The sequence below is a fragment of the Subdoligranulum sp. APC924/74 genome (assembly GCF_003324125.1).
Lineage (GTDB): Bacteria > Bacillota > Clostridia > Oscillospirales > Ruminococcaceae > Gemmiger > Gemmiger qucibialis.
Map to the genome: position 1 here is coordinate 16,219 of NZ_PSQF01000023.1, position 21,983 is coordinate 38,201.

Here is a 21,983-nt window from a genome sequence, read left to right on the forward strand (position 1 = left end):
TTTCCCAACGGCAAAGCAGCAAACAAAAAAGCCTTTCCGCAAACCAAAGGCCACGGGAAGGCTTTGCGATAGCAATTATTCTTTATCCAAAGAGCCTTTCTTGGCAATGGTCTTGGTGTAAGCCAGCACCAGCAGGCCGCCCACGACCACAGCAGTAATGCTGTTGGAAATACCGGCAAACACGCCCTGTGCAAACACCTTTTTGGCAGGCTCCGCATAAATCAGGATGTCCAGCACGGGAGCAACCACGATCCAGCCGATCAGGTTGGCGATCACGTTGGCCAGCGCAAACACGCCAACCTTCTTTTTGTTAAAGTCGCCTTCCTCAACATGCAGCTTTTTGGTGAACAGGCCCACCACAACGCCGACAAAGGCGGAGGTGATGACCCAGCTCCACCACGGGATGCCGCCCCAGGACAGGTCGATCAGAGCATGGCCGATGAAGCCGATCAGGCCGCCGGCAACCGGGCCGTACATAGCGGCCAGCAGGGCCAGCACTGCATACTGCAGGCTGATGTTGGTGTTAGGCACCGGGCTGGGGATTGCCACAAAACGTCCCAGCACAAAGAACAGTGCTGCGCCGATACCAACGGCGACAAAGGTCTTGATGCCATTGTTGTTTTTCATAATTCCGCACTCCTTTACAATATTACAAACGATCCCCTTGGAACCTGCCGCAAAACGGCATGGCCCAAAGATATGGTAAGTATACGCCCGGTTAAAACCGCTTGTCAATGGGCAAAAACCGCACTTTGCGCTATTTAGACCCTGCCTGCGGCAATTTCATGCGCTTCTGGCAGCAAAAAGCCCCGCCTTTGCCGCGGCAAAGCGGGGTATCATTTTGCAAACACAAGTTTGCGTGGGCAGTTTGGCAAATGCGAAGTTGTCGGAGTGAAACTCCGCCATTTTGCTTGCGCAAAAACGTTCTGTCGCTCAAACATCCCACTGGGATGTTTGTTGCTAGCGCAAACGCGAACTTGTCGGGGCGCAGCCCCTCCATCTTGCTGACGCAAGACCGTTCTGTCGCTTGAAAGCCCCACTGGGGCTTTCATTGCTTCACTTCGTTTCGCAAACGCGAATTTGATAAGCTCCTCTAAGAGATTATGTTTCAATTTTCTTCTATGTATTTCACTACTCTATCTATATTTCCGCTTTCATATTCATCATGTGTTAATTTGAAACACTCATCCTTACTAACACTGCTGTAGTCTATATACCTAGCAATATCTTCTGGAATTAAAAACAAGTTTACTCCTTCTCGTTTCAGCGATTGTAAATCTCCGTGATTGACATCAACAATTACTTCCGCTTCCCAATTTTTTGCTTTAATTACAGACTGTAAATTTTCTTTTAATACAGTACTTCTCTTTTTTTTAAAAATATTAAAATGTCCATCATGTCCAACCTGTGAATTTTTCCCATTAGTTACATAGGGTACAATGGCTATTTTTTTTATCATTAACTTGTCCTCCTTTTCCACTTCTTATAACTTCCGATTTACAGGTGCAGGCGTTTTTCAAACTCTGCCAGCAGGCTGCGGCCCTTGAAGATGACCAGCCCCAAAAAGGTGATCATGCTGATGACCAAGCAGATGACCCAGGCCAGCGGCGGGCGCACGCTGTGGCGCAGCGTTAAGCCGATATACGGCACCACGCCCACCACAATGTTCAGCAACAGGTAAACCAGGCCGTTCTCGGTAAAGCGGCGGTTGACAAAGGCAAAAATGAAGTTCAGCACCAGGGTAACGCTGCACAAGATCGGCACAATGGCGTCAATGGCAATGCCGTTCCACCCGGCGTAATAATCCGCAAAGGTCACGATCAGCGAAGTGCCGATCAAAATCTGGAACAGCAGCTTCGGGGCGTTGCGGCCCTGGCGCAGCAGTGCGCGCAGCAGCATCAGCACCCCCACCGCGCCGATCAGCACCAGCAGGCTCCAGTGCATATGCCTGCCTTCGATCATGATGTAATCCACCACGCCGCAGATGACCGCCGCCCCCAGCAGCACAAAGGCAGCGATGCGGTAAAACAGCGATGTCTGCCGCGCGGGCGGCACCACCTTGGGGTAGCGGTCCGGTTCCGGCGTGCCGACAAGGGGGTTCTGGCACAGCGGGCAGTACTGTGCGCTGCCGCCAACCTGGATATGGCAATGGGGACAGGTTTTCATTCTCCATCCACCTCCGTTGCATACAGTGTAATATCCAACCCTTCGGCAGAAAGGCGGCGGTAAAAGTTTTTCAGCATCTCGGTGCTGCGGAACGCCCAGGTGGTGCCCAAAACAAGATCATCCCCACAGGAACAGACCGTGGTGAACGCGGTAGTCGAACTGCAGAACGCCGTAAAGCCTTTGATGTAGGGCTGCAGCTCTTTTTGCAGTGGGATGCGCCCCATGTTGGAGATGGTCAGGGTAACTTTTTTGGCTTCCAGCGTATTGAACAGGTTAACCACCGCGTTTTTGATAAAGAGCGGCACCAGTTTGATACCAGGCATCTGTTCCAGCTTTTCAAAGCCGTCCATGCGGGCCTTGACCCGCTCGTCCTTCAGGGCTTCCCGCAGTTTGGCGTCAAAGCCTTTGGCCAGGGTTTCCAGCGTTTCGTCCCCCCGGAATACCCAGCTGATGCGGATGGAGTTGAAAAAGTTGCGGGCGGTCTCGGTTCCGTAATAGCTGCGCAGGTTGACCGGCAGGCTGACCGAGATGACCTTACCGCGTTCCAGCGCCGGCATTTCCTGATAAGCCGCCAGCATCTGGGCAGCGGCCAGGTAGCTGGTCATCGTTACCCCCATGGCGTGGGTCTTGGCCAGCACCTGGGCGGTAGAAAGGTGGGCTTCAAAAAACTGGGACTGGTCATACGGCAGTTTGCGGCCATGCAGGTGGAAAGACTTTTTGCGGTTCAGCGGGTCTTCCTCCGCCGCTTTGGACGCCGTATAGTACTTGCGGAACGCATCCTGGGCCGATTCGCCCTTGCTGGCGCGCTCTTCTCCGGGAACATTGGCCAGTTCGGGATTTTTCAGCTGCAAATAATTGTGCACCAGCGTTTTCAGGAACACCATCCCGCCGTTGCCATCGCTGATGGCGTGGAACATTTCCACATTGATGCGCGCGCCGTAATAGCTGACGCGGTACAGCAGTTCGTTTTTGATCTGCGGGCCGTACAGCATGGCACAGGGGGCCAGCGTTTCCGGCACCGCCTGCGGTTTCAGGTTGGTGGATTCAAAATAATGCCAGAACAGCCCACGGTGCAGCGTGACCTGGAACTGCGGGTTTTCCCGTGCGGTCTGTTCCAGGGCCTGATTCAGGCGGTCGGGTTCCACATCCTCGTTCAGGGTGCAGCTGACGCGGAACACCCGCGGGTCCCGCCGGTTGATGGACGCCAGAAATACTTTGGCGACATTATCGACTTTATACCAGGTTTCGGGCAAATGGCAGCCCTCCTATCCGGCGGGGTTCCGCCGTTACAAAATTTTCTGCACAAAGCGGCCAACGCTTTCCATGGCCTGTGCGGCATGGGGGATCGGCATCTGCTGGAACACATGCCAGCATTCGGGGTATACCTCCAGCACGGCGTATACTTCCTGTTCCGTCATGGCTTTGGCAAGGTTGATAGAATCGGATTTCAATATTTCGTTCGTTCCCACCTGGATCAAAGTGGGCGGCAGCCCCCTTAAATCCGCAAACAGCGGCGAAAGGCTGGGGTCCTCCCATTCCAGGGTGCTGTTTGCTCCGCGGTAAGCGGTGCGGCAGGAATCAATATAGTCGTGGGTCAGCATGGGATCCAGCGCGGCACATTTCTGATAGGATGCCCCCTGCATCGTCATATCGGTCCAGGGGCTCATCAGCACCAGGGCACGCGGCTGGCTGCGGCCCTGGGCCTTTACGGCAAGGGCCAGTTCCAGCGCCAGGTTGCCGCCCGCCGAATCCCCGGCCACGATCACATCCCGCGCACCGATGCCCATATACATCAGGTAGTCCCAGACGCGCAGGGCATCGTCAATGGCGGAAGGATACGGCGCTTCGGGGGCAAGGCGGTATTCAAAGCTGAGTACATCGCACCCGGTGGAAAGCGCCAGTTTGCTGGCCAGCACGCGGGCATAGCCCAGCTGGCCGCAGGTGTAGCCGCCGCCATGGCAGTATAGCACCACATGGCGGCGGTCATGCCCCTGGTTCATCCGCACCCACTCCGCCGAAACATTGTTGACGGTGATGGGCGTGGTGTTGATCAACAGGTTGGGGGTAACCAAACGGGCAAACAGCTCCTGGGCGGCACGCTGGCGTTCCAGGTCCTCCGGCTGGGTAGAGCCGGTGCTGGTCACACTGTGCACCGCCTTGATGGCTTTCATCATGGGGGTCAGGTCATCGGTCTCCGCGGCCTGTTTGCGGGCGTTGCGCAGGCGGTGCAGACGTTTCAGGGGAATACGTTTTTTCTCCTGCATAGAGCGTTCCTTTCCTTGGGGGTCAGTGGGTGGATTCAAATGCCGATTTTGGCCCGCAGGCGCACCCACAGGCTGCGCAGCAGCGGCGGGCGGGCGGCAGGCAGGCAGCAGAGCCGCCACACGGTTTGGTTTTCCGGCATGCGGCCGCTGCGGGTGTATTTGTGGTAGAGCACCGTCAGCTGGCGCATTTTCGCCTTGCCGGGCAGGTGCAGCACGCAGATAGGGTCGCAGCAGTAGTTCGTGGAAACATAATAAAAATGCCCACCCAGCCAGTACCGGAACACATACGCGTTGGCGGCCCGCACGGGCTTGCCCGCCAGCTGGCTGCGGTAGGCCGCAGCATCCAAAATGGCTTCGTCGCCGTCCTGGCTGCGCACGCCGGTCTGCTGCATCCGGTCAAACACATTGCGGCATTCGGCCATAAAATCCTGCAGCCGGGCCGTGCTGCCCGCCACGAACTCGCCGCCAAAGTGGGTCAGCACATGGGGAGCGCCCTCCGGCCAAAGTTCATCATAGGTGTGGGAGATGCGGGCCGTCATGGGCTGGCTGGCCGCATGGGGCACCTGATACAGCAGCACGGCTTCCGCGGCTTCGCGCCAGATATCCTGATAGCCGCGCTGGGTAAAGGTATCGGAATCCAGCATCAGGTAGTTTTCGTAATGCTCGGTTTCGAGCAGATACTGCATGGCGCACAGCTTGTAATACGCCAGGGACCAGTCTAAATCCGCTTCAAAGCGGTAGTTGTCAAACGGACAGGCGATTACACGGATGCCCGCCTGGGACAGCTGCGCAGCATAGGGTTCCGGCACAGCGGTGTTGGTCACAAGGGCTGCATCGCAATTCTGGTTTTTCTGTTTTGCGCTGACAAGGCTGACCACAATGCAGCGGTAGAATACCTCGCTGCCCAGGTTGGCATTGCTGCCCTCGCGGTAGCCCTCCAGTGTGGCAAAGGCTGTAAAGATCAGGTTCATTCCATTCCCCACTTTTCCGGGAAGTTCCGGCCGCCTTACCGCATTCCCTTGTTGTCATCTTTTCCTATTATTTTATTATTATAGTCCTGTACGCAAGGCTTGTCTATTATTGTTGTACATTTGTTAAGCATTGGTCTACAAACTGGAAGTTATCAGTCCAAAATCAGAACTCCAGCGCAATCGGACATTTTCGTAAATGAAAGAGCCGGAAAATCTTTTCTCAGTTCCTCAATGACAAAGTAGATTTCATCATTATCCCATGTGTCTCCTGCCTTCAATTTACACTCTTCTAAGTCCTTTCGTGTTTCAAAGGCAACATCGCCGATTATAATTTTACCGTTTTCCTTTAAGTAGTTACGCAAGTCTAACAGAAAGTTGCTTTTTTGCGCATCCGTCAAATGATGCAGAGAGTATGTCGCAACAATATAATCATAACGAAAGTTCCGCAATGGTTCGACAAGCCCTTTTGAAAAGTCCCCCTGATATAACTGTGCATTTGGCATTTTCTCAGATGCCAATGCAATCATTCTTGATGAAAAATCCTGTCCATAAATGGAACAGCCTCGCTCGTATAGTTTTGTCGTTAATGTGCCTGTTCCGAATCCAATATCCAGCACAACGGCATTTCCGGCTCGCATTATAGTCTGAAAAATGAACCAAAGTACCTTTTTATAACCGGCAAAAGGGTATGTGTTTTCCTCATCAGAAATGCCAACAGTTTTGTCATAATCACCAGCCCAAAAGTCGAACCCTTTGTCGTTTAACATACTTACTTCCTCCAAAAATTCCGAGTTGCCCTCACAAGCTCATGTCGGCCATGTCTTCACACACCCTGCACCCCAAGGTCACGCAGGATGTCGGCGCGGGTTTCCAGCGCAAGGGCAGCAATGCGCCGGATGCGCTCCGGCGTCATGTAGGGGGCAAGGCCGCTGATAGAGAACGCGCTGTCCGCCTTGCCGCCGGGGCCGGGTATGGCCAGCGCCACGCAGCGGATGCCAAGCTCGTTTTCCTCATCGTCAATGGCATAGCCGCAGGCGCGCACCTCGTTCAGCTGGGCGCACAAAGCAGGCAAATCGGTCACAGTGCGGACCGTCAGCTTTTGCGGGCTGCTGTGCCGCCACACATCCTCCACCTCTTCTTCGGTCAGGGTAGCCAGGATGGCTTTGCCCACACCGGTACAGTACAGCGGGCTGCGCAGCCCCACCCGGCTGGACATCCGCATGGGGCCGCTTTCCGTTTTATATATGTACACGATATCCTGTGCATCGCGGATGACCAGGTGCACCGCTTCGCCGGTGCGCTGGGCCAGGCGTTCCAGGTGTACCTTGGCAACGCTCATCACATCCATGCTGTTGACGATGCCGGAAGAAATTTCAAACATCTTTAAAGTCAGGCGGTACTTGCCGGTTTCGCCGTCCTGCGCGGCATATCCCAGGCTGACCAGGCTGCCCAACAGGCGGTGGGTTGTGCTTTTGGCCAGGTGAGCGTCTTCCGCCAGGCGCTGCAAACTGGCTCCGGCCGGGTGGGCGGCCAGCACTTCGATCAGCTCAAAAATGCGCGCAACGCTCTGCACGCCGCCCTTATCAGGATTTTTTACGGTTTGGTCCTCCATAACGCATCCTCCGCAAAAATTAACAAAAAATTCATAATTTATAACTTTGCCCGGTTCTGCTCCCACCGGGCCGGAATTGTTCCGCATTGTGGAATTAAGTATACCAGCAAACGGCGTTTTTCGCAAGTAGCATCCCACAAGGCGGAACCCCCTCAATATTGCCAAAAAAGGCTCCGCTCCGACTGGTAAAATTGACCGATTGACGGCGCGGCGCAAAATTTGTATAATAAATTCAGCAAATTGCGGAACGGTGTTCCACCATAAGGAACCGCTTCACAACTGATGTAAACTTTGTTAATGTAAGGAGAATGCGTTATGAATTCTGTCCTTGAGCGCGTTTACGAAATTGGTATCATCCCCGTTATCGCTTTCAACAGCGTGGACGAGGCTATTCCTCTGTGCAAGGCTTTGATGGATGGCGGCCTGCCGGCTGCTGAGGTCACCTTCCGCACCGCATGTGCTGAAGAGTGCATCAAGAAGATTCACGAAGAACTGCCCAATATGCTGCTGGGCGCCGGCACTGTGCTGACCGTTGACCAGGCTGACCGTGCTATGGCTGCCGGTGCTTCCTTCATCGTTGCTCCCGGCTTCGACCCCGAAGTCTGCAAGCATGTTATCGACAAGGGCGGTATCATGATGCCCGGCACCGCCACCTCCGGCGAGATGCAGCAGGCCATGAACATGGGCTGCGAAGTTGTTAAGTTCTTCCCCGCTGAAGCAAACGGCGGCGTGGACAAGCTGAAGAACATCGGCGCTGCCCTGAAGACCTGCAAGTGGATGTGCACCGGCGGCGTCAACGCCAAGAACGTGAACAACTACCTGGGCTACAACCAGATTATTGCTGTCGGCGGCACCTGGATGTGCAAGTCCGACAAGATCAAGGCCGGCGCATGGGATGAGATCACCGCCATGAGCAAAGAGGCTGTCAACGTAATGCTGGGCCTGGAACTGGGCCACATCGGCATCAACTGCGCTGACGAAGCCGAAGCTGCCAAGACCGCCGAGACCATCGGCAGCCTGCTGAGCATGGCTGTTAAGCCGGGCAACTCCAGCATCTTTGTTGGCAAGAAGGAATTTGAGATCATGAAGAAGCCGGGCCGCGGCACCCATGGTCACATCGCCATCCTGACCAACAATGTTGACCGCGCTATCTATCACCTGAGCCAGCGCGGCGTCAAGTTCGATATGGACAGCAAGAATGTTAAGGACGGCAAGACCATCGCCATCTACTTTGCTGACGAAGTTGCCGGCTTCGCCATCCACCTGGTTCAGAAATAATCTGTTGCCACTGTGCAGCAGGTTTGCGCCTGACGGCGCGGTATATTTACAATAAATACAAGGAGTTTCAATATGAAAGTCGTTACTTTTGGCGAACTGATGATCCGTCTGCAGCCGTTCAACTACGAGCGCTTTGTTCAGGCCAACAACCTGGAGTTCACTTTCGGCGGCGGCGAAGCTAACGTTGCTGTTTCCCTGGCAAACTACGGCATGGACGCTGTCTATGTGACCAAGCTGCCCGCACACGCCATTGGTCAGGCCGCTATCAATAGCCTGCGCCGTTACGGCGTTGACACCAGCAAGATCGTCCGCGGCGGCGACCGTGTTGGCATTTACTTCAACGAGAAGGGCGCTTCTCAGCGTGGTTCTGTCTGCATCTATGACCGTGCACACTCTGCCATCCAGGAAGCTTCCACCGCTGACTTCGATTGGGATTCCATCTTTGAGGGCGTGGATTGGTTCCACTTCACCGGCATCACCCCGGCCCTGGGCCCCAATGTTGTTGACATCTGCCGCGAAGCCTGCAAGGCTGCCAAGGCTCATGGCGTTAAGATCAGCTGCGACCTGAACTACCGCGGCAAGCTGTGGACCCGCGAGGAAGCCCGCGCTGCTATGACCGACCTGTGCCAGTACGTTGACGTCTGCATCTCCAACGAGGAAGATGCTAAGGACGTGTTCGGCATCGAGGCTGAGGCCACCGATATCTACGCTGGCGAGATCAACCGCGAAGGCTACAAGAGCGTTGCCAAGCAGCTGGCTGACAAGTTCGGCTTTGAGAAGGTTGCTATCACCCTGCGTGAGAGCCATTCTGCTTCTGACAACGGCTGGAGCGCCATGCTGTACGACGTTGCTTCCAACGAGTACTGCTTCAGCAAGAAGTACGAGCTGCGCATCATCGACCGCGTTGGCGGCGGTGACTCCTTCGGCGGCGGCCTGATCTACGCCCTGCTGAACGGCAAGACCACCCAGGAAGCTGTTGAGTTTGCTGTTGCTGCCTCCGCTCTGAAGCATTCCATCGAAGGCGACTACAACATGGTTACTGTTGCTGAGGTCGAGAAGCTGGCTGGCGGCGACGGTTCCGGCCGTATCCAGCGCTAATTTTCCGCACAACAATTTCCCGTATCTTACGGTTTACCTTCCTATAAAAGAGATTCGCTTTGGCGGATCTCTTTTTTTGTTTGGGTGGTTTTTGTTTTTGGGGGAGGGGTGTTTTGATGTTTTTTATTTCAGGGCAACACCGCACAATTCCCGCCTGACGGCTTAAGCACCGCTCCGGCGGCTGCGGCACTTAGAATTATGCGGTATTGCCCTTACCATTTACAACAAACGCTGCAAATTACCTGTAGGGGACGATGCTCGCCATCGTCCCACCCGCCGGGTCCTGCCATATCTCCCACCGCCAAAACTCGCAAATCTCTTTCCCCCCTCTCATCTACGCGTCTTATTGTAAACCTCAATCTGCTCTCTCCGTTGACATTTCATTTTTTCCCGCGGTATACTATACCTCAGTTTGCGCAAACTTTTTGGGGAAAGGCGGTTACGGCATGTCAGTCAAAGCACAGGTCCTCAGCGCGCTGGACGCAGCGCGCGGGCGGTATATCTCCGGGCAGGAACTTGCCGACCAGCTCGGCGTCAGCCGGGCCGCCATCTGGAAAGCCGTCACTGCCCTGCGTGCGGACGGCACCCCCATTGAAGCCATTACCAACCGCGGCTATGCTCTGCCCCACGGGGCAGACCTGCTGAACGCGGACGCCATCACAGCGCTGCTGGCCCCTGCCGTTGCGCAGGCGGTACAGATCACTGTGGTGGACCGCCTGCCCGGCACCAATGCGGCGCTGCGCACCCAGGCCACCAACGGCGCGCCGGAGGGCCTTGTGCTGATTGCCCAGGCCCAGTCCGCTGGGCGCGGGCGGCGCGGGCACAGCTTTTTCTCCCCGCCGGGCGGGCTGTACCTGAGCATTTTGCTGCGGCCGGCATTCAGCACCCGCCAGTCCCCGCAGATCACCGCATTGGCCGCAGTTGCCGCTGCCCGTGCAGCGGAGCAGCTGTGCAGCACGCCCATCCAGATCAAATGGGTGAACGACCTGTGGAAGAACGGCAAAAAGGTCTGCGGTATTCTGACCGAAGCCGCCGTAGACCTGGAATCCGGCATGCTGGATTATGCCGTGCTGGGGCTTGGTTTCAACCTGGTTCAGCCGTCCGGCGGCTGGCCCAAGGAGCTTGCCGCGGTGGCGGGTTCTCTGTTTGATTCTGCCCCCGCCCCCGGTGCCCGCGCGGCACTGGCGGCAGCGTTTTTGAACGAGTTCTGGGCGCTGTACCACACCGGCCTGCGCGGCAGCTGGCTGGATGATTACCGCCGCCGCCAGGCCCTGACGGGCCGCCATGTGACCCTGATCCCCAACGGCAGCGAACCGCGCGGGGCTACGGTGCTTGGCATTGACGATGACTGCCGCCTGCTGGTGCGCTGTGATGGCGACCTTGCCCCCACAGCATTCGGCAGTGATGAGATCCGCGTGATTCCAGAGTTGGGCGCACTTGCCTGACGTTCCGGCATTGCATATTAAGGTGTATCTGAAAACAAAGAAAATGACGGATATTTCGCAAACACAAGCAGGATTTAAGGCAAAGAGCCGCAGGAATCCTTTGTGGATTCCAAGGTTTTTTAACGCAAAATCCGGCTGTGTTTGTAGAAATAAGCTAAATTTTCGACTTTTTAGATACACCTAAGAGAGTGAGGAAAGTTATCATGAATACAACTGCTTCCAACGCCCGCCTGCACAAGATGGTGGGCTGCGCCCTGTTTGCCGCCCTGACCGCTGTTTGCAGCCAGCTGGCTATCCCTATGCCGTGGGGCGTGCCGATCAATCTGGCACTGTTTGCCGTATACATGGCGGGCACCATGCTGGGCCCCGTATGGGGTGCCGCCAGCCAGCTGGTTTACCTGCTGCTAGCCGCTGTGGGTGTTCCCGTTATGGCCGGTATGCAGGGCGGCCCCGCTGTTCTGCTTGGCAAAACCGGCGGCTATGCCATCGGCTACCTGCTGGCCGCGCTGATTGCCGGTGCCTTTACCGCCAAGCTGCCCCGCAAGTTCGGCTGGCTGGCCTTGGGCTGCGTGGTTGGCTGCGCCGCCTGCTATGTGCTGGGCACCATCTGGTTTATGGTGCTGACCGGCCTTGACCTGCCCACCAGCCTGACTTACTGCGTGATTCCCTACCTGCCGGGCGACGTGATCAAGATTGCCCTGGCCAGCCTGCTGACCATCCAGCTGGACAAGCGCATGCCGAAGATCTGAGCTTATCTTCTCCCATGTTTTCTGCGCACCCCTTACTGATAAGGGGGTGCGCTTTTTTTGCTGCCTACCTGCCGCGCTTTATTGCACCCACTTCCTGCACATGGTATAATGGTTACACTACACAAAACATGAGGTACGCCAATGAAATGGATCGCTGTTGATTACGGGGAGCGCCGCACGGGGCTGGCGGTATGTGATGCTTCGGAGCTGATCGTTACGCCTGTTACCCCGCAGATTGAGGAAAAAAGCCTGAACAAAGTAGCGGAGGCTGCCGCCGCTGCCCGGCTGGCCCAGGGGGCTGAGGGCGTTGTGTGCGGCCTGCCCCGCAACATGGACGGCACCGAGGGTTCCCGCTGCGTAAAAAGCCGCCGCTTTGCCGCGCGGCTTGCCACCGCCTGCGGGGTGCCCGTTGTGCTGTGGGATGAACGCCGCACCACGGTAACGGCGGCAGGCATTCTTTCGGCCAACAGTACCTTTGGCGCAGACCGCAAAGCTCGGCTGGATTCGGTTTCCGCCGCAGTGATCTTGGAAAGTTTTCTGGCATGGCGCAAAGCCCACCCCGGCGAAGAACCGCCGGAGGTTGCCGCGCCCACTGCCCCGGAGCAAGCATAACAAGGAGGTTTTCCCATGCCTGAAGCACTTACCCGCATCCCCACCCATGCCGCCATTATTGTGGACGGCAACCGCCGCTGGGCCAAGAACCGCGGCCTGCCCGCCAGCTTTGGCCACAAGGCCGGTTTTGACCGCCTGAAAGAAATCACCCGCTATGCTGTGGGTGACTGCGGCATCAAGGTGCTGAGCCTGTATGTTTTTTCCACCGAGAATTTTGCCCGCGATGCCAAGGAAGTCGGCTACCTGATGGACCTATTTGCCAATAACTTCCGCACCATTGCCGAGGAAATGAACGAGCGCGACTGTCAGGTACTGTTTAGCGGCCGCCGTGAAGGGCTGCAGCAGCGCGTGCTGGACGCTATGGACTACATGATGGACCTGACGAAGGACAACAAGACCGGCATTGTGAACTTCTGCCTGAACTATGGTTCCCACGCCGAGCTGACCGATGCCATGCGCGCCATTGCCGGTGAGGTGCAGAACGGCACTCTGGCCCCGGCTGACATCAACGAGCAGACGATTGAAAGCCACCTGTACCGCCAGCTGCCCCCTGTGGACTTTATGATCCGCACCAGCGGCGAGGAACGCATCTCCAACTTCCTGCTGTGGCAGTGCGCCTATGCGGAGTTCTATTTTACCCCGGTGCTCTTCCCGGATTTCACCAAGCAGTGCTTTGATGAAGCCCTGGCCGAATACGCCCACCGTGACCGCCGGATGGGCGGTAACACCAAAAAGAAATAATCACACAAAAATATCCCACAGGTTTTGGCTGATATGCCATGAAACCTGTGGGATATTTTTTATTGGGCTGCATATTCTATTACTGGGCGCTGGAATCCGAAGCCGCACTGTCGGCGGTATCATCGGCGCTGGGGCCGGGGTAATTATCAATGGTTACCTTGTAAATGGTAACGGTGCTGTCTTCCTGCGGGCGGTAGGTATCGGTTTCGTCCTCATTCTTCACCGTAGGAACACAAGCAATCTGATCCACCACATCCATGCCCGCGTATACCTGGCCAAACACGGTATCGGTGTTATCCAGGTAGGGCAGCCCGCCCGCCGCGGCATAGGCGGAGACCTGCTCATCGGAATAGCCGTTATCTCGCAGTTGCTGCTGCATGGTTTCATCCACGCTGTTTGGCAGGGCTGTGACAAAATAGAACTGGCTGTTGCCGCCCGTCACCTCGCCGCCCTGGGCAAAGGCCGCGCAGAGCGCACCGGCATAGTGGCGCAGGCTGCTGTCCGCTTCCAGCGGGTAGGGGTTATTGGACCAGATGGTCGCGCCGCCGCTGCCCGTTCCGCCTGCATCACCGCCCTGCACGGCAAAGCCGTATTGGGCGCGCCAGATCACCGTATTATCATAGTAGCCGCTGCGGGCCAGGCCCACAAAATTCTGTACCGCCATGGGGGCAGCGTCCGGGTAAAGCACAGCGCGCACCTCGCCAAGGGAAGTGGAAAAGATGGCGATAAAATCCCCGTCAGACGGCTGGGCAAACTGGCGTTCCCCGCTTTCCACTGCGGCGCGCTGCGGGGCTTTATGGCTGGTTTCCGCGCCGGAACAGCCGCACAGCAGCAGGGCAAAAGCCAGCGCCGCAGCCAGCACCGCGGCATGGATGAGTCGTTTCATGGGCATACCCCCTTGGACAAAAATACCGCAATAAATCTTTTTACGGCTCAGCGAATTTATTCAATACATAGAATATTATATCACAGATTTGGTGAAATGAATAGCTTGACGTTTGAGGAAAAACACGGTAAACTAGATACAGACAAAACGAGGGGAAACAACAAAATATGCCCCTTTTTGATGACAGGAGAAACTGACCATGGCAGATGAACTGACCCCCGAAATGCTTCAGGAAGCACAGCCGGATCTTTTGACCCTTGAGGACGAAGACGGCAAGGAATGCACCTTTGAAGTGATCGACGCGACCGAAGTAAACGGCACCCGCTACCTGGCCGTGATCCCCTATCAGGAAGATCCCGAAAGCCTGGACGAAGAGGCCGAACTGATTCTGATGCGGATCGGCACCGATGAGGCCGGTGAATATATGGACATTGTGGATGACGACGAAGAACTTTTGACCGTTGGCAAAGTGTTTGAAGAGCGTCTGCGCGCCATGTATGACATCGACGATGACGATGTGGAAGGCCAGCCCTCTTAACCGCATCGCAGCACTTAGCTAAACCCTGCGTGGTTCGATTTGTTGCAGCTTTATATAATCCTACTAATCAATCTTTGGGAGCCCGGATTTGTCCCCCGCCGGATCGCAGACCTCCCGCCCCGTGTATACACGGCAAGCGGAAGAAGGGAGCGTGATTGCGGGTGCAGGGCACCCACCTGCCATATAACGGTAGGTTTTGATTGGCTGCAGACGGCCGCGCGGGATTTTTTGTACACCTTACAGGGGAAGGGAATGCCTCTCCCCTTTTTTTTCGCGCTGCTACGCTGCGCGAAAATGAATAATTCATAATGAATAAAGAATAATGTTGGTGGACCGCCTCGCGTTGCTCGGCTCAAGAAATGCGGCTTGGGCCTATCTTTAATATGCGTGCGTGGCACGCATACCAGCATTATTCTTTATTCTCTATTCTTTCTTAATTTTATCGAAAGGTTGTTGTCGTTTTGGGTAAGCAGATCAAAGCGGGCGAAAAGCTGCCGTTTTTCAAATACGATACCCCGTACAGCGCGGCCAACAGTTTCCGCCAGCTTTTGGCGGAGCATGCACCGCTGGTACTGGTGTTCATGAGCAACTTCGGCCACCCCATCACCCGCACCTTTGTGGGTCGGTATGCCGCCACCTATGACGAGCTGACCGGCGGCAGCCTGGCGCTGGTGGTGCGTTCCCGCGCGGACCGCCTGGCCCGCAGCGTGGGGCCGGATACCCTGCCTTATCCTCTGCTGTGCGATGCGGACGGCGTTCTGTATGACCTGCTGGATATTCCCACCCGCAGCGGAGCGCTGAGCACCTACAGCCTGGAAGCATGGCAGATCATGCGGGATGCCAAGCGCCGCGGCTATCACTCGCCTGCCAACGGTCAGCAGCAGCTGCCGCTGACCCTGGTGCTGGACAAGGACGGCACGGTGCTGTTCAGCCATTACGGTGCCAGCCTGACCGATGTTCCGGCGGACTGCGGTGCGGCCCAGTCCTTGTTGGAAGATCTGGACGTAGCCAAGCCGGTAGATGTGGACGATGCCGATGTGACCATCTATGCGGACCCCGGCGCAGCGCCGGATATTCCCGGCCTGACTCCGCATGTACATGAATACGCCCAGCCGAACCTGGGTGAAACCGGCGTGTTCAGCGTGTTTGACGACGCCTATAAAGACGAAGAGTAAGCAAAACAAAACCCGCGCCCCTTCCGCTGTGTTGTACCACAGCTGGCAGGGGCGCGGGTTTTTATTGCTTTATAGGGTGTTGTTTACTGCATCACTGCGCCCAGGTTGGCGGAAGCCACCATGCGGGCGTAACGGGCCAGCCAGCCGGACTTGACATTCGGCTCCGGCTGGACGTAAGCAGCCTTGCGGCGTGCCAGCTCTTCATCGCTGACGGCCAGATGGATGGATGCTTCGGGGATGTTGATCTCGATGGTATCTCCTTCTTCAATCAGGCCGATGGGGCCGCCGGAAGCAGCCTCCGGGCTGACATGGCCGATAGCAGCGCCGCGGGAAGCGCCGGAGAAGCGGCCGTCCGTGATCAGGGCCACGGTGGTGTCCAGCTTCATGCCAGCCAGTGCGCTGGTGGGATTCAGCATCTCACGCATACCGGGGCCGCCCTTGGGGCCTTCGTAACGAATGACCACCACATCGCCGGGTACAATCTTGCCGTCATAGATGGCCTGGATGGCGGTTTCCTCGCTGTTAAACACGCGGGCCGGGCCGGAGTGGACCTGCATTTCCGGTGCAACGGCGCTGCGCTTGACCACACAGCCGTCCGGGGCAATATTGCCCCACAAAATCTGCAGGCCGCCGGTCTTACTGTAGGGATTCTCGATGGAGCGGATGGCCTTATCGTTCATGATGTGGGCACCGGCGATGTTCTCGCCCAGCGTTTTGCCGGTAACGGTGGGAACATCCAGATCCAGCAGCCCGGCCTTAGCCAGCTCTGCCTGCACAGCGGGAATGCCGCCAGCAGCGTACAGATCCGGCATGTGGGTGGGGCCTGCGGGAGCCAAGTGGCAGAGGTTCGGGGTCTTAGCGCTGATCTCGTTGAAGAGCTTCAGGTCAATGGGCACACCGGCTTCGTAAGCGATGGCCAGCAGGTGCAGCACCGTGTTGGTGGAGCAGCCCAGGGCCATATCGCAGGTCAGGGCGTTGCGGATGGAGCGTTCGTTGATGATCTGGCGGGCGGTCACATTGTTCTTGACCAGATCCATGATGACCATACCGGCCTTTTTGCCCAGCTGCAAACGCTTGGAGTAAACCGCCGGGATGGTGCCGTTGCCGGGCAGGGCAATGCCGATGGCCTCGCACAGGCAGTTCATGCTGTTGGCGGTGTACATGCCGGAGCAGGAGCCGCAGGACGGGCAGCAGTTGCAGGTGCAATCTTCCAGCTGGGCGTCATCGATCATGCCGGCCTTGTAAGCGCCGACGGCTTCAAACATTTTGGAAAGGCTGACTTCATCGCCGCCATAACTGCCAGCCAGCATGGGGCCGCCGGAACAGACAATGGCGGGCACATCCATGCGCACAGCGGCCATGACCATGCCGGGAACGATCTTATCGCAGTTGGGCACCAGAACCAGGCCGTCCAGCTGGTGGGCCATAAACATGGTCTCCACACTGTCGCAGATCAGCTCGCGGGAGGCGAGGGAGTACTTCATGCCGATATGGCCCATGGCAATGCCATCGCAAACACCGATGGCCGGAACCAGCACCGGGGTGCCGCCCGCCATGCGGATGCCTGCCTTGACGGCATCGGCCAGCTTATCCAGGTTCATATGGCCGGGAACGATCTCACTGTAAGCCGAAACCACGCCGATCAGCGGGCGTTCCAGCTCTTCCGGGGTGTAGCCCAGAGCATAGAACAGGCTGCGGTTTGGGGCGCGCTCCGGGCCTTTTTTAACGTTATCACTTCTCATATTTTTCTCTCCTTTGCAGCGGGAAAATGGCATGGTCCTTTTTAGGGGCAATCTTTGCTGTTTATAGTATCGCACAAATACCAGAAACAAGCAAATAAATTCATGTTCCGGAACGGTCGCTACGCCCGCGGGCACGTTTCGGAGGCCCGCAGGGCAGCACCCCGGCTCTTAGGCTGGAGATAGACCGTTCTCTAAGGCAATATCGCATAATTCTAAGTGCCGATACGGCGAGCGAGGTGCGGCAGATGCCGTGCCGCAGCTGCCGGAGCGGTGCTTAAGCCGCAAGGCGGGAATTGTACGGTGTTGCCCTATAAATAAATTTTAGTTATCTCGCGAGGAACCACCCCTCAGGCCGCTTCGCGTCCAGCTCCCCTCCAGGGGAGCCAATATCCTGCCTTAGGTCGTGCTTGGCTCCCCTTTGAGGGGAGCTGTCTGCAACGCAGACTGAGGGGTGGTTCCCCGCGCAGAGCCTGAAACTAGCAATAGATTCATGTTTCGGAACGGTCAAGACCGTTCCCTGCAAATCGGGCTTATGGTATGCAGCTGCCCCCGTAGGGGGCGCACATCGTGCGCCCGCGGCCTTAACATGACAGTCACACCAAACAAGCACAGGGCGGCCATGCCCCGGAACATCCGGTTTCCCGGCTGCCAGAGGGCTGGCCGCCCCATGTTTATGCCCGCAGATGCAGGCCAACTATTACGTCAGATGTCCGGAATTCGATTACTTCTTCATCCAGCTCATCATGCCGCGCAGTTCCTTGCCGACCTTTTCGATCAGGTGCTCGGACTGCATACGGCGCTGTGCCAGGAAGTGGACCTTGCGGCCGCCCTTCGGGCTCATCTCGGTCAGGAACTCGGAAGCGAAGGTGCCATCCTGGATCTCGGTCAGGACCTTCTTCATCTCCTTGCGGGTTTCCTCGGTGATCAGGCGCTTGCCGGTGCGGTAGTCGCCGTATTCAGCGGTGTTGGAGATGGAGTAGCGCATCTTGTCAAAGCCGCCCTCGTTGATCAGGTCAACGATCAGCTTCATCTCGTGGCAGGTCTCGAAGTAAGCCATTTCCGGTGCGTAGCCAGCTTCCACCAGGGTGTCAAAGCCAGCATGGATCAGCTCGCAAACGCCGCCGCAGAGCACAGCCTGCTCACCGAACAGGTCGGTCTCAGTTTCCTCCTTGAAGGTGGTCTCCAGGATGCCTGCACGGCCGGCACCGATGCCGGAAGCGTATGCCAGGGCGATCTCCTTTGCCTTGCCGGTGTAATCCTGCTCTACGCAGATCAGGGACGGGCAGCCTTCGCCTTCAGTGTACAGGCGGCGGACAATGTGGCCGGGGCCCTTGGGAGCGATCATGATAACGTCAACATTTTTCGGGGCAACAATGGTCTTGAAATGGATGTTGAAGCCGTGTGCAAAAGCCAGTGCCTTGCCCTCGGTCATGTAGGGGGCAACCTGGCTGTTGTAGATGTCAGCGCACAGTTCATCGGGAACCAGCATCATAACAACATCGCCGGCCTTGGCAGCCTCTTCAACTTCCATCACCTTAAAGTTTTCATGGGTTGCAGCAAACTCGGATGCCTTTTCCCAGTGGGCAGAGCCCTTGCGCAGGCCGACAACAACGTTCACGCCGCTTTCAGCCAGGTTTTCGGAATGGGCATGGCCCTGGGAGCCAAAGCCGATAACAGCAACGGTCTTGCCGTCAAGCACGCCGAGGTTGCAGTCGGAATCATAATACTTTTTGATTGCCATGATAATTTCTCCTTTGTTTTGTTTGTATGGTTTGTAAAAATAAAAACGTATCTATCTTCAACCCGCCGCCGGGGATTCCTGAAAGGGCTGCGGGCCAAATGCAAGTTCGTTGAACCGCAAAAGCTGCTTTATTCTTCGTCCTGCGGGCAGTGGGTGCCGGGCAGCGGCAGCTGAGCGGCGCGTACTTCCTGCGGGGGCTTTTGCATGTGGGGATGCTTGCCGCCGCGCTCCAGCGCGGTAATGCCGGTGCGGCACAGTTCCAGGATATCGTATCCGCTGAACATTTTCAGGAAGGCGTTGATCTTTTCCGGGCGGCCGGTCAGTTCAAACACCATAGAGTCCGGCGAAAGATCAATGATCTTGGATTTATAGATCGTAGCGATTTCCCGCATTTCGGCACGCTCGGCGGTATTGCAGGCCACTTTCAGCAGCAGCAGTTCCCGCTGCAGGCTCTTATCCGGGGTCAGTTCAAATACCTGGCGGGTCACTTCCAGCCGCTCGGTCTGTAAAATCAGCTGGCTGATGGCGGCATCGTCGCCATGCAGGGTAACGGTAATGCGGCTGACCGCCGGGTCGTTGGTGGCGGAAACCGTCAGGCTGTCAATGTTGAAGCCGCGGCGGCAGAACAGGCTGGACACGCGCGCCAAAACACCGTTATGGTTATCCACCAGCAGACTGATGACCCGCCGGGGTGCCGTTGTTGCGGCAACTTTGTTCGGATTTTGATTTTGCTGCATTGCGTGCTGCCTCCTTACTCCATGATGATATCGTTGATATCGCCGCCGCCGGGGATCATCGGCAGAACCTTTTCATCCTTGCCGATGCGGCAGTCGATCCAGGAAGGACCTTTCTGCTTCATGGCGTCGGCGAACGCTGCCTTGAACTCGGCAATATTAGTAGCACGATACCCCTTTGCGCCAAACGCTTCAGCCAGCTTTACAAAGTCGGTGCGGCGCTGGGGATCGGTGTTGGAATAGCGCTTGCCGTAAAAGCTGGTCTGCCACTGGCGCACCATGCCAAGCACCTGGTTATCAAAAATAACGGTGATGATGGGCAGTTCATAGCTGACGGCGGTGCAGCCTTCGTTCAGGTTCATGTGGAAGGAACCGTCGCCGGTCAGCATGACCACGCGGTGGTCTTTGCCTAGGGCAACCTGTGCGCCAATGGCCGCGCCGTAGCCAAAACCCATGGTGCCCAGGCCGCCGCTGGTCAAAAAGCCGCGGCTCTTGGTGTGGTGCAGGTACTGGGCAGCCCACATCTGGTGCTGGCCGACATCCGTTACATACACGGCCTCGGGGCCGGCCTGCTCACAGATCTCGTTGATGATCTGGTGGGGTTTCAGCTCGGTGAAGCTGTCCTTCGGGTGGTAGTCATTGCGCTGCCATTCACGGATCTGCTCCATCCAGATCTTATGTTCGGTCTTTTCGACATACGGCAGGATGGCTTGCAGGATATAGAAAGCATCGCCTGCCAGTGCCAGATCCACATCCACATTCTTGCCCAGTTCACTGGGGTCAATATCAATCTGGATGATTTTTGCCTTGCTGGCAAACTTATTCGGGTTCAGCGCCACACGGTCCGAGAAGCGGGCGCCAACGGCAATGACCAGATCAGCTTCCGAAATAGCCTTGTTGGCGGCATAGCAGCCGTGCATTCCCAGCATACCCAGGTTGTGCGGCTCGCCATAGCCCAGCACGCCGGCGGCCATCAGGGTGTGGGTGGCGGGCATACCGGTCTTTTCCAGCAGGTCACGCAGGGGCTGGCAGCCCGCCGCGCTGCGCACGCCGCCGCCAAAGTAGACGATCGGGCGTTCCGATTCATTGATGAGCCGTGCGGCTTCCTTGACCTCTTCCTCATTATAGCGGGTCACGGTTCGGATCAGCTCCGGCTCTTTGTGGGTGAACTCGCAGGAGTTCGCGGTGACATCCTTGGGAATATCCACCAGCACAGGGCCCTTACGGCCGGACTGTGCAATGCGGAAGGCTGCCCGCATGGTGTCGGCCAGGTCTTCGACCCTGCGCACGGTGAAGTTGTGCTTGGTGATGGGCATCGTGATGCCCTCAATGTAAGCTTCCTGGAAGCTGTCCCGGCCCAGCAGGCTGGTGGCAACGTTTCCGGTAAAGGCAACCATCGGCACGCTGTCCATATAAGCGGTGGCGATGCCGGTGACCAGGTTGGTGGCGCCCGGACCGCTGGTGGCCAGCACCACACCGGTGCGGCCCGTTGCGCGGGCGTAACCGTCTGCCGCATGGGAAGCGCCCTGCTCGTGGGCGGTCAGGATATGGCGAATACGGTCAGAGTTTTTATATAGTTCGTCGTACAGGTTCAGAACTGCGCCGCCGGGATAGCCAAAAATTGTATCGACCCCCTGCTCCGCGAGCACTTCGACAAAAATCTGCGAACCATTCAGAATCATTGAAAAAACTCCTTTCCGTTTCTTAAAACAACCCCTATGCGGCAGCCTCTATCCAACGCGTCTGAGTAACAAAAAAGCCCCTGCCGCTTGTAGCACGGAATGCCAAACGGCTTCCGTTTTCACAAGAGACAAAGGCGTAAAGCTCTCTGCGGTACCACTCTTATTGGTATAGTACTATACCCACTCAACAGGCTTCCAACAAAGCCCTGTGCTGTAACGGGCACCCCCGGAACCGCCTATTCACCTTGCTTTCGGCAGAACTGCTCCGGAACCAGTTCGCGGCGTACCTGCCCGCTGCCTTGCACCAACCGGCAGCTCTCTGGGGGCGGCAAAAGCCGTTACTAACTTTCCTTCGACACATTTGATTTAGCTATGTGGTTGATTGTACCGCAATTTTTTGCCTTTGTCAACACAAAAACAACAAATTACACAAATAGAGAATTTAGCAGGCTAAAGTCCTGCGTTCTTTCGTAAGGCAATACCGCATAATTCTAAGTGCCGATACGGCGAGCGAGGTGCGGCAGCTGCTAAGCCAAAAGCGCAGATAAT

Annotated in this window: 21 protein-coding genes, 1 other RNA gene and 1 other annotated feature; of the genes, 9 read left to right on the plus strand and 13 right to left on the minus strand. The window is 56.7% G+C overall.

All coding sequences use genetic code 11. From position 1 onward, the window contains the following. Nucleotides 1–75 precede the first annotated feature (75 nt). The 8 genes from C4885_RS07620 to C4885_RS07655 form a co-directional block, all read right to left on the minus strand. Complete coding sequence (locus C4885_RS07620) at nt 76–627, minus strand: ECF-type riboflavin transporter substrate-binding protein (protein ID WP_113999773.1); 552 nt, start codon at nt 625–627, stop codon at nt 76–78. Between the two features lie 481 nt (nt 628–1,108). Continuing rightward, entirely contained in the window at nt 1,109–1,459 is a 351-nt protein-coding gene (locus C4885_RS07625; RefSeq protein ID WP_113999774.1) for a hypothetical protein, read from the minus strand. A 38-nt stretch (nt 1,460–1,497) separates the two neighbouring features. After that, the gene (locus C4885_RS07630) at nt 1,498–2,166 is read right to left on the minus strand and encodes a DUF6320 domain-containing protein (RefSeq protein ID WP_113999775.1); all 669 of its coding nucleotides are present in this window, start codon (nt 2,164–2,166) and stop codon (nt 1,498–1,500) included. Continuing rightward, complete coding sequence (locus C4885_RS07635; RefSeq protein ID WP_113999776.1) at nt 2,163–3,419, minus strand: hypothetical protein; 1,257 nt, start codon at nt 3,417–3,419, stop codon at nt 2,163–2,165. Before C4885_RS07635 ends, C4885_RS07630 begins: the two co-directional genes overlap by 4 nt. Before the next feature lie 33 nt (nt 3,420–3,452). Beyond that, complete coding sequence (locus C4885_RS07640; protein WP_113999777.1) at nt 3,453–4,430, minus strand: alpha/beta hydrolase; 978 nt, start codon at nt 4,428–4,430, stop codon at nt 3,453–3,455. A 35-nt stretch (nt 4,431–4,465) separates the two neighbouring features. Then, on the minus strand, nt 4,466–5,401 hold the full coding sequence (locus C4885_RS07645) for a hypothetical protein (RefSeq protein ID WP_113999778.1): 936 nt from the start codon (nt 5,399–5,401) through the stop codon (nt 4,466–4,468). Nucleotides 5,402–5,553: 152 nt separating this feature from the next. Beyond that, nucleotides 5,554–6,168 carry a class I SAM-dependent methyltransferase gene (locus tag C4885_RS07650; RefSeq protein ID WP_113999779.1) on the minus strand — a complete coding sequence of 205 codons (615 nt, stop codon included), beginning with the start codon at nt 6,166–6,168 and terminating at the stop codon, nt 5,554–5,556. 56 nt (nt 6,169–6,224) lie between these two features. Next, nucleotides 6,225–7,013, minus strand: coding sequence for an IclR family transcriptional regulator (locus C4885_RS07655; RefSeq protein ID WP_113999780.1), 789 nt, complete (start codon nt 7,011–7,013; stop codon nt 6,225–6,227). 315 nt (nt 7,014–7,328) lie between these two features. On the opposite strand from C4885_RS07655, the gene eda reads away from it, so the two are divergent. The 6 genes from eda to uppS all read left to right on the plus strand — a co-directional run bounded on the left by eda (nt 7,329) and on the right by uppS (nt 12,936). Next, entirely contained in the window at nt 7,329–8,291 is a 963-nt protein-coding gene (eda, locus tag C4885_RS07660) for a bifunctional 4-hydroxy-2-oxoglutarate aldolase/2-dehydro-3-deoxy-phosphogluconate aldolase (protein WP_113999781.1), read from the plus strand. 72 nt (nt 8,292–8,363) lie between these two features. After that, nucleotides 8,364–9,389 carry a sugar kinase gene (locus tag C4885_RS07665; protein ID WP_113999782.1) on the plus strand — a complete coding sequence of 342 codons (1,026 nt, stop codon included), beginning with the start codon at nt 8,364–8,366 and terminating at the stop codon, nt 9,387–9,389. 446 nt (nt 9,390–9,835) lie between these two features. Then, nucleotides 9,836–10,834 (plus strand): biotin--[acetyl-CoA-carboxylase] ligase, encoded by a 999-nt coding sequence (locus tag C4885_RS07670; RefSeq protein ID WP_158538837.1) that lies wholly within the window; start codon nt 9,836–9,838, stop codon nt 10,832–10,834. Between the two features lie 203 nt (nt 10,835–11,037). After that, nucleotides 11,038–11,583, plus strand: a complete 546-nt coding sequence (locus tag C4885_RS07675) for a biotin transporter BioY (RefSeq protein ID WP_113999784.1) — start codon at nt 11,038–11,040, stop codon at nt 11,581–11,583. A gap of 141 nt (nt 11,584–11,724) precedes the next feature. After that, nucleotides 11,725–12,195 carry a Holliday junction resolvase RuvX gene (gene ruvX / locus C4885_RS07680; protein ID WP_113999785.1) on the plus strand — a complete coding sequence of 157 codons (471 nt, stop codon included), beginning with the start codon at nt 11,725–11,727 and terminating at the stop codon, nt 12,193–12,195. Between the two features lie 15 nt (nt 12,196–12,210). Continuing rightward, a complete protein-coding gene (uppS, locus tag C4885_RS07685; RefSeq protein ID WP_113999786.1) occupies nt 12,211–12,936 on the plus strand; it encodes a polyprenyl diphosphate synthase in 726 nt (241 codons plus the stop codon). Between the two features lie 79 nt (nt 12,937–13,015). Here the strand turns inward: uppS and C4885_RS07690 are convergent, their stop codons facing one another. Then, complete coding sequence (locus C4885_RS07690; RefSeq protein ID WP_158538838.1) at nt 13,016–13,822, minus strand: peptidylprolyl isomerase; 807 nt, start codon at nt 13,820–13,822, stop codon at nt 13,016–13,018. Between the two features lie 199 nt (nt 13,823–14,021). Between C4885_RS07690 and C4885_RS07695 the strand changes: the two genes are divergently transcribed. The 3 genes from C4885_RS07695 to C4885_RS07705 all read left to right on the plus strand — a co-directional run bounded on the left by C4885_RS07695 (nt 14,022) and on the right by C4885_RS07705 (nt 15,535). Next, a complete protein-coding gene (locus tag C4885_RS07695) occupies nt 14,022–14,360 on the plus strand; it encodes a DUF1292 domain-containing protein (protein WP_113999788.1) in 339 nt (112 codons plus the stop codon). 19 nt (nt 14,361–14,379) lie between these two features. Next, nucleotides 14,380–14,589, plus strand: a non-coding RNA gene (gene ssrS / locus C4885_RS07700) — 6S RNA. A gap of 232 nt (nt 14,590–14,821) precedes the next feature. Continuing rightward, nucleotides 14,822–15,535, plus strand: a complete 714-nt coding sequence (locus tag C4885_RS07705) for a redoxin domain-containing protein (protein WP_113999789.1) — start codon at nt 14,822–14,824, stop codon at nt 15,533–15,535. Nucleotides 15,536–15,618: 83 nt separating this feature from the next. Here the strand turns inward: C4885_RS07705 and ilvD are convergent, their stop codons facing one another. The 4 genes from ilvD to ilvB all read right to left on the minus strand — a co-directional run bounded on the left by ilvD (nt 15,619) and on the right by ilvB (nt 21,434). After that, nucleotides 15,619–17,277: a dihydroxy-acid dehydratase gene (gene ilvD / locus C4885_RS07710; RefSeq protein ID WP_113999790.1), complete on the minus strand. Its 1,659-nt coding sequence runs from the start codon at nt 17,275–17,277 to the stop codon at nt 15,619–15,621. Between the two features lie 721 nt (nt 17,278–17,998). Further along, nucleotides 17,999–19,018 carry a ketol-acid reductoisomerase gene (gene ilvC, locus C4885_RS07715; protein WP_113999791.1) on the minus strand — a complete coding sequence of 340 codons (1,020 nt, stop codon included), beginning with the start codon at nt 19,016–19,018 and terminating at the stop codon, nt 17,999–18,001. Between the two features lie 128 nt (nt 19,019–19,146). After that, nucleotides 19,147–19,755 (minus strand): acetolactate synthase small subunit, encoded by a 609-nt coding sequence (gene ilvN / locus C4885_RS07720; protein WP_113999792.1) that lies wholly within the window; start codon nt 19,753–19,755, stop codon nt 19,147–19,149. A gap of 14 nt (nt 19,756–19,769) precedes the next feature. Next, nucleotides 19,770–21,434 carry a biosynthetic-type acetolactate synthase large subunit gene (gene ilvB / locus C4885_RS07725; RefSeq protein ID WP_113999793.1) on the minus strand — a complete coding sequence of 555 codons (1,665 nt, stop codon included), beginning with the start codon at nt 21,432–21,434 and terminating at the stop codon, nt 19,770–19,772. A gap of 121 nt (nt 21,435–21,555) precedes the next feature. Then, nucleotides 21,556–21,799, minus strand: a binding site (T-box leader). Nucleotides 21,800–21,983 lie beyond the last annotated feature (184 nt).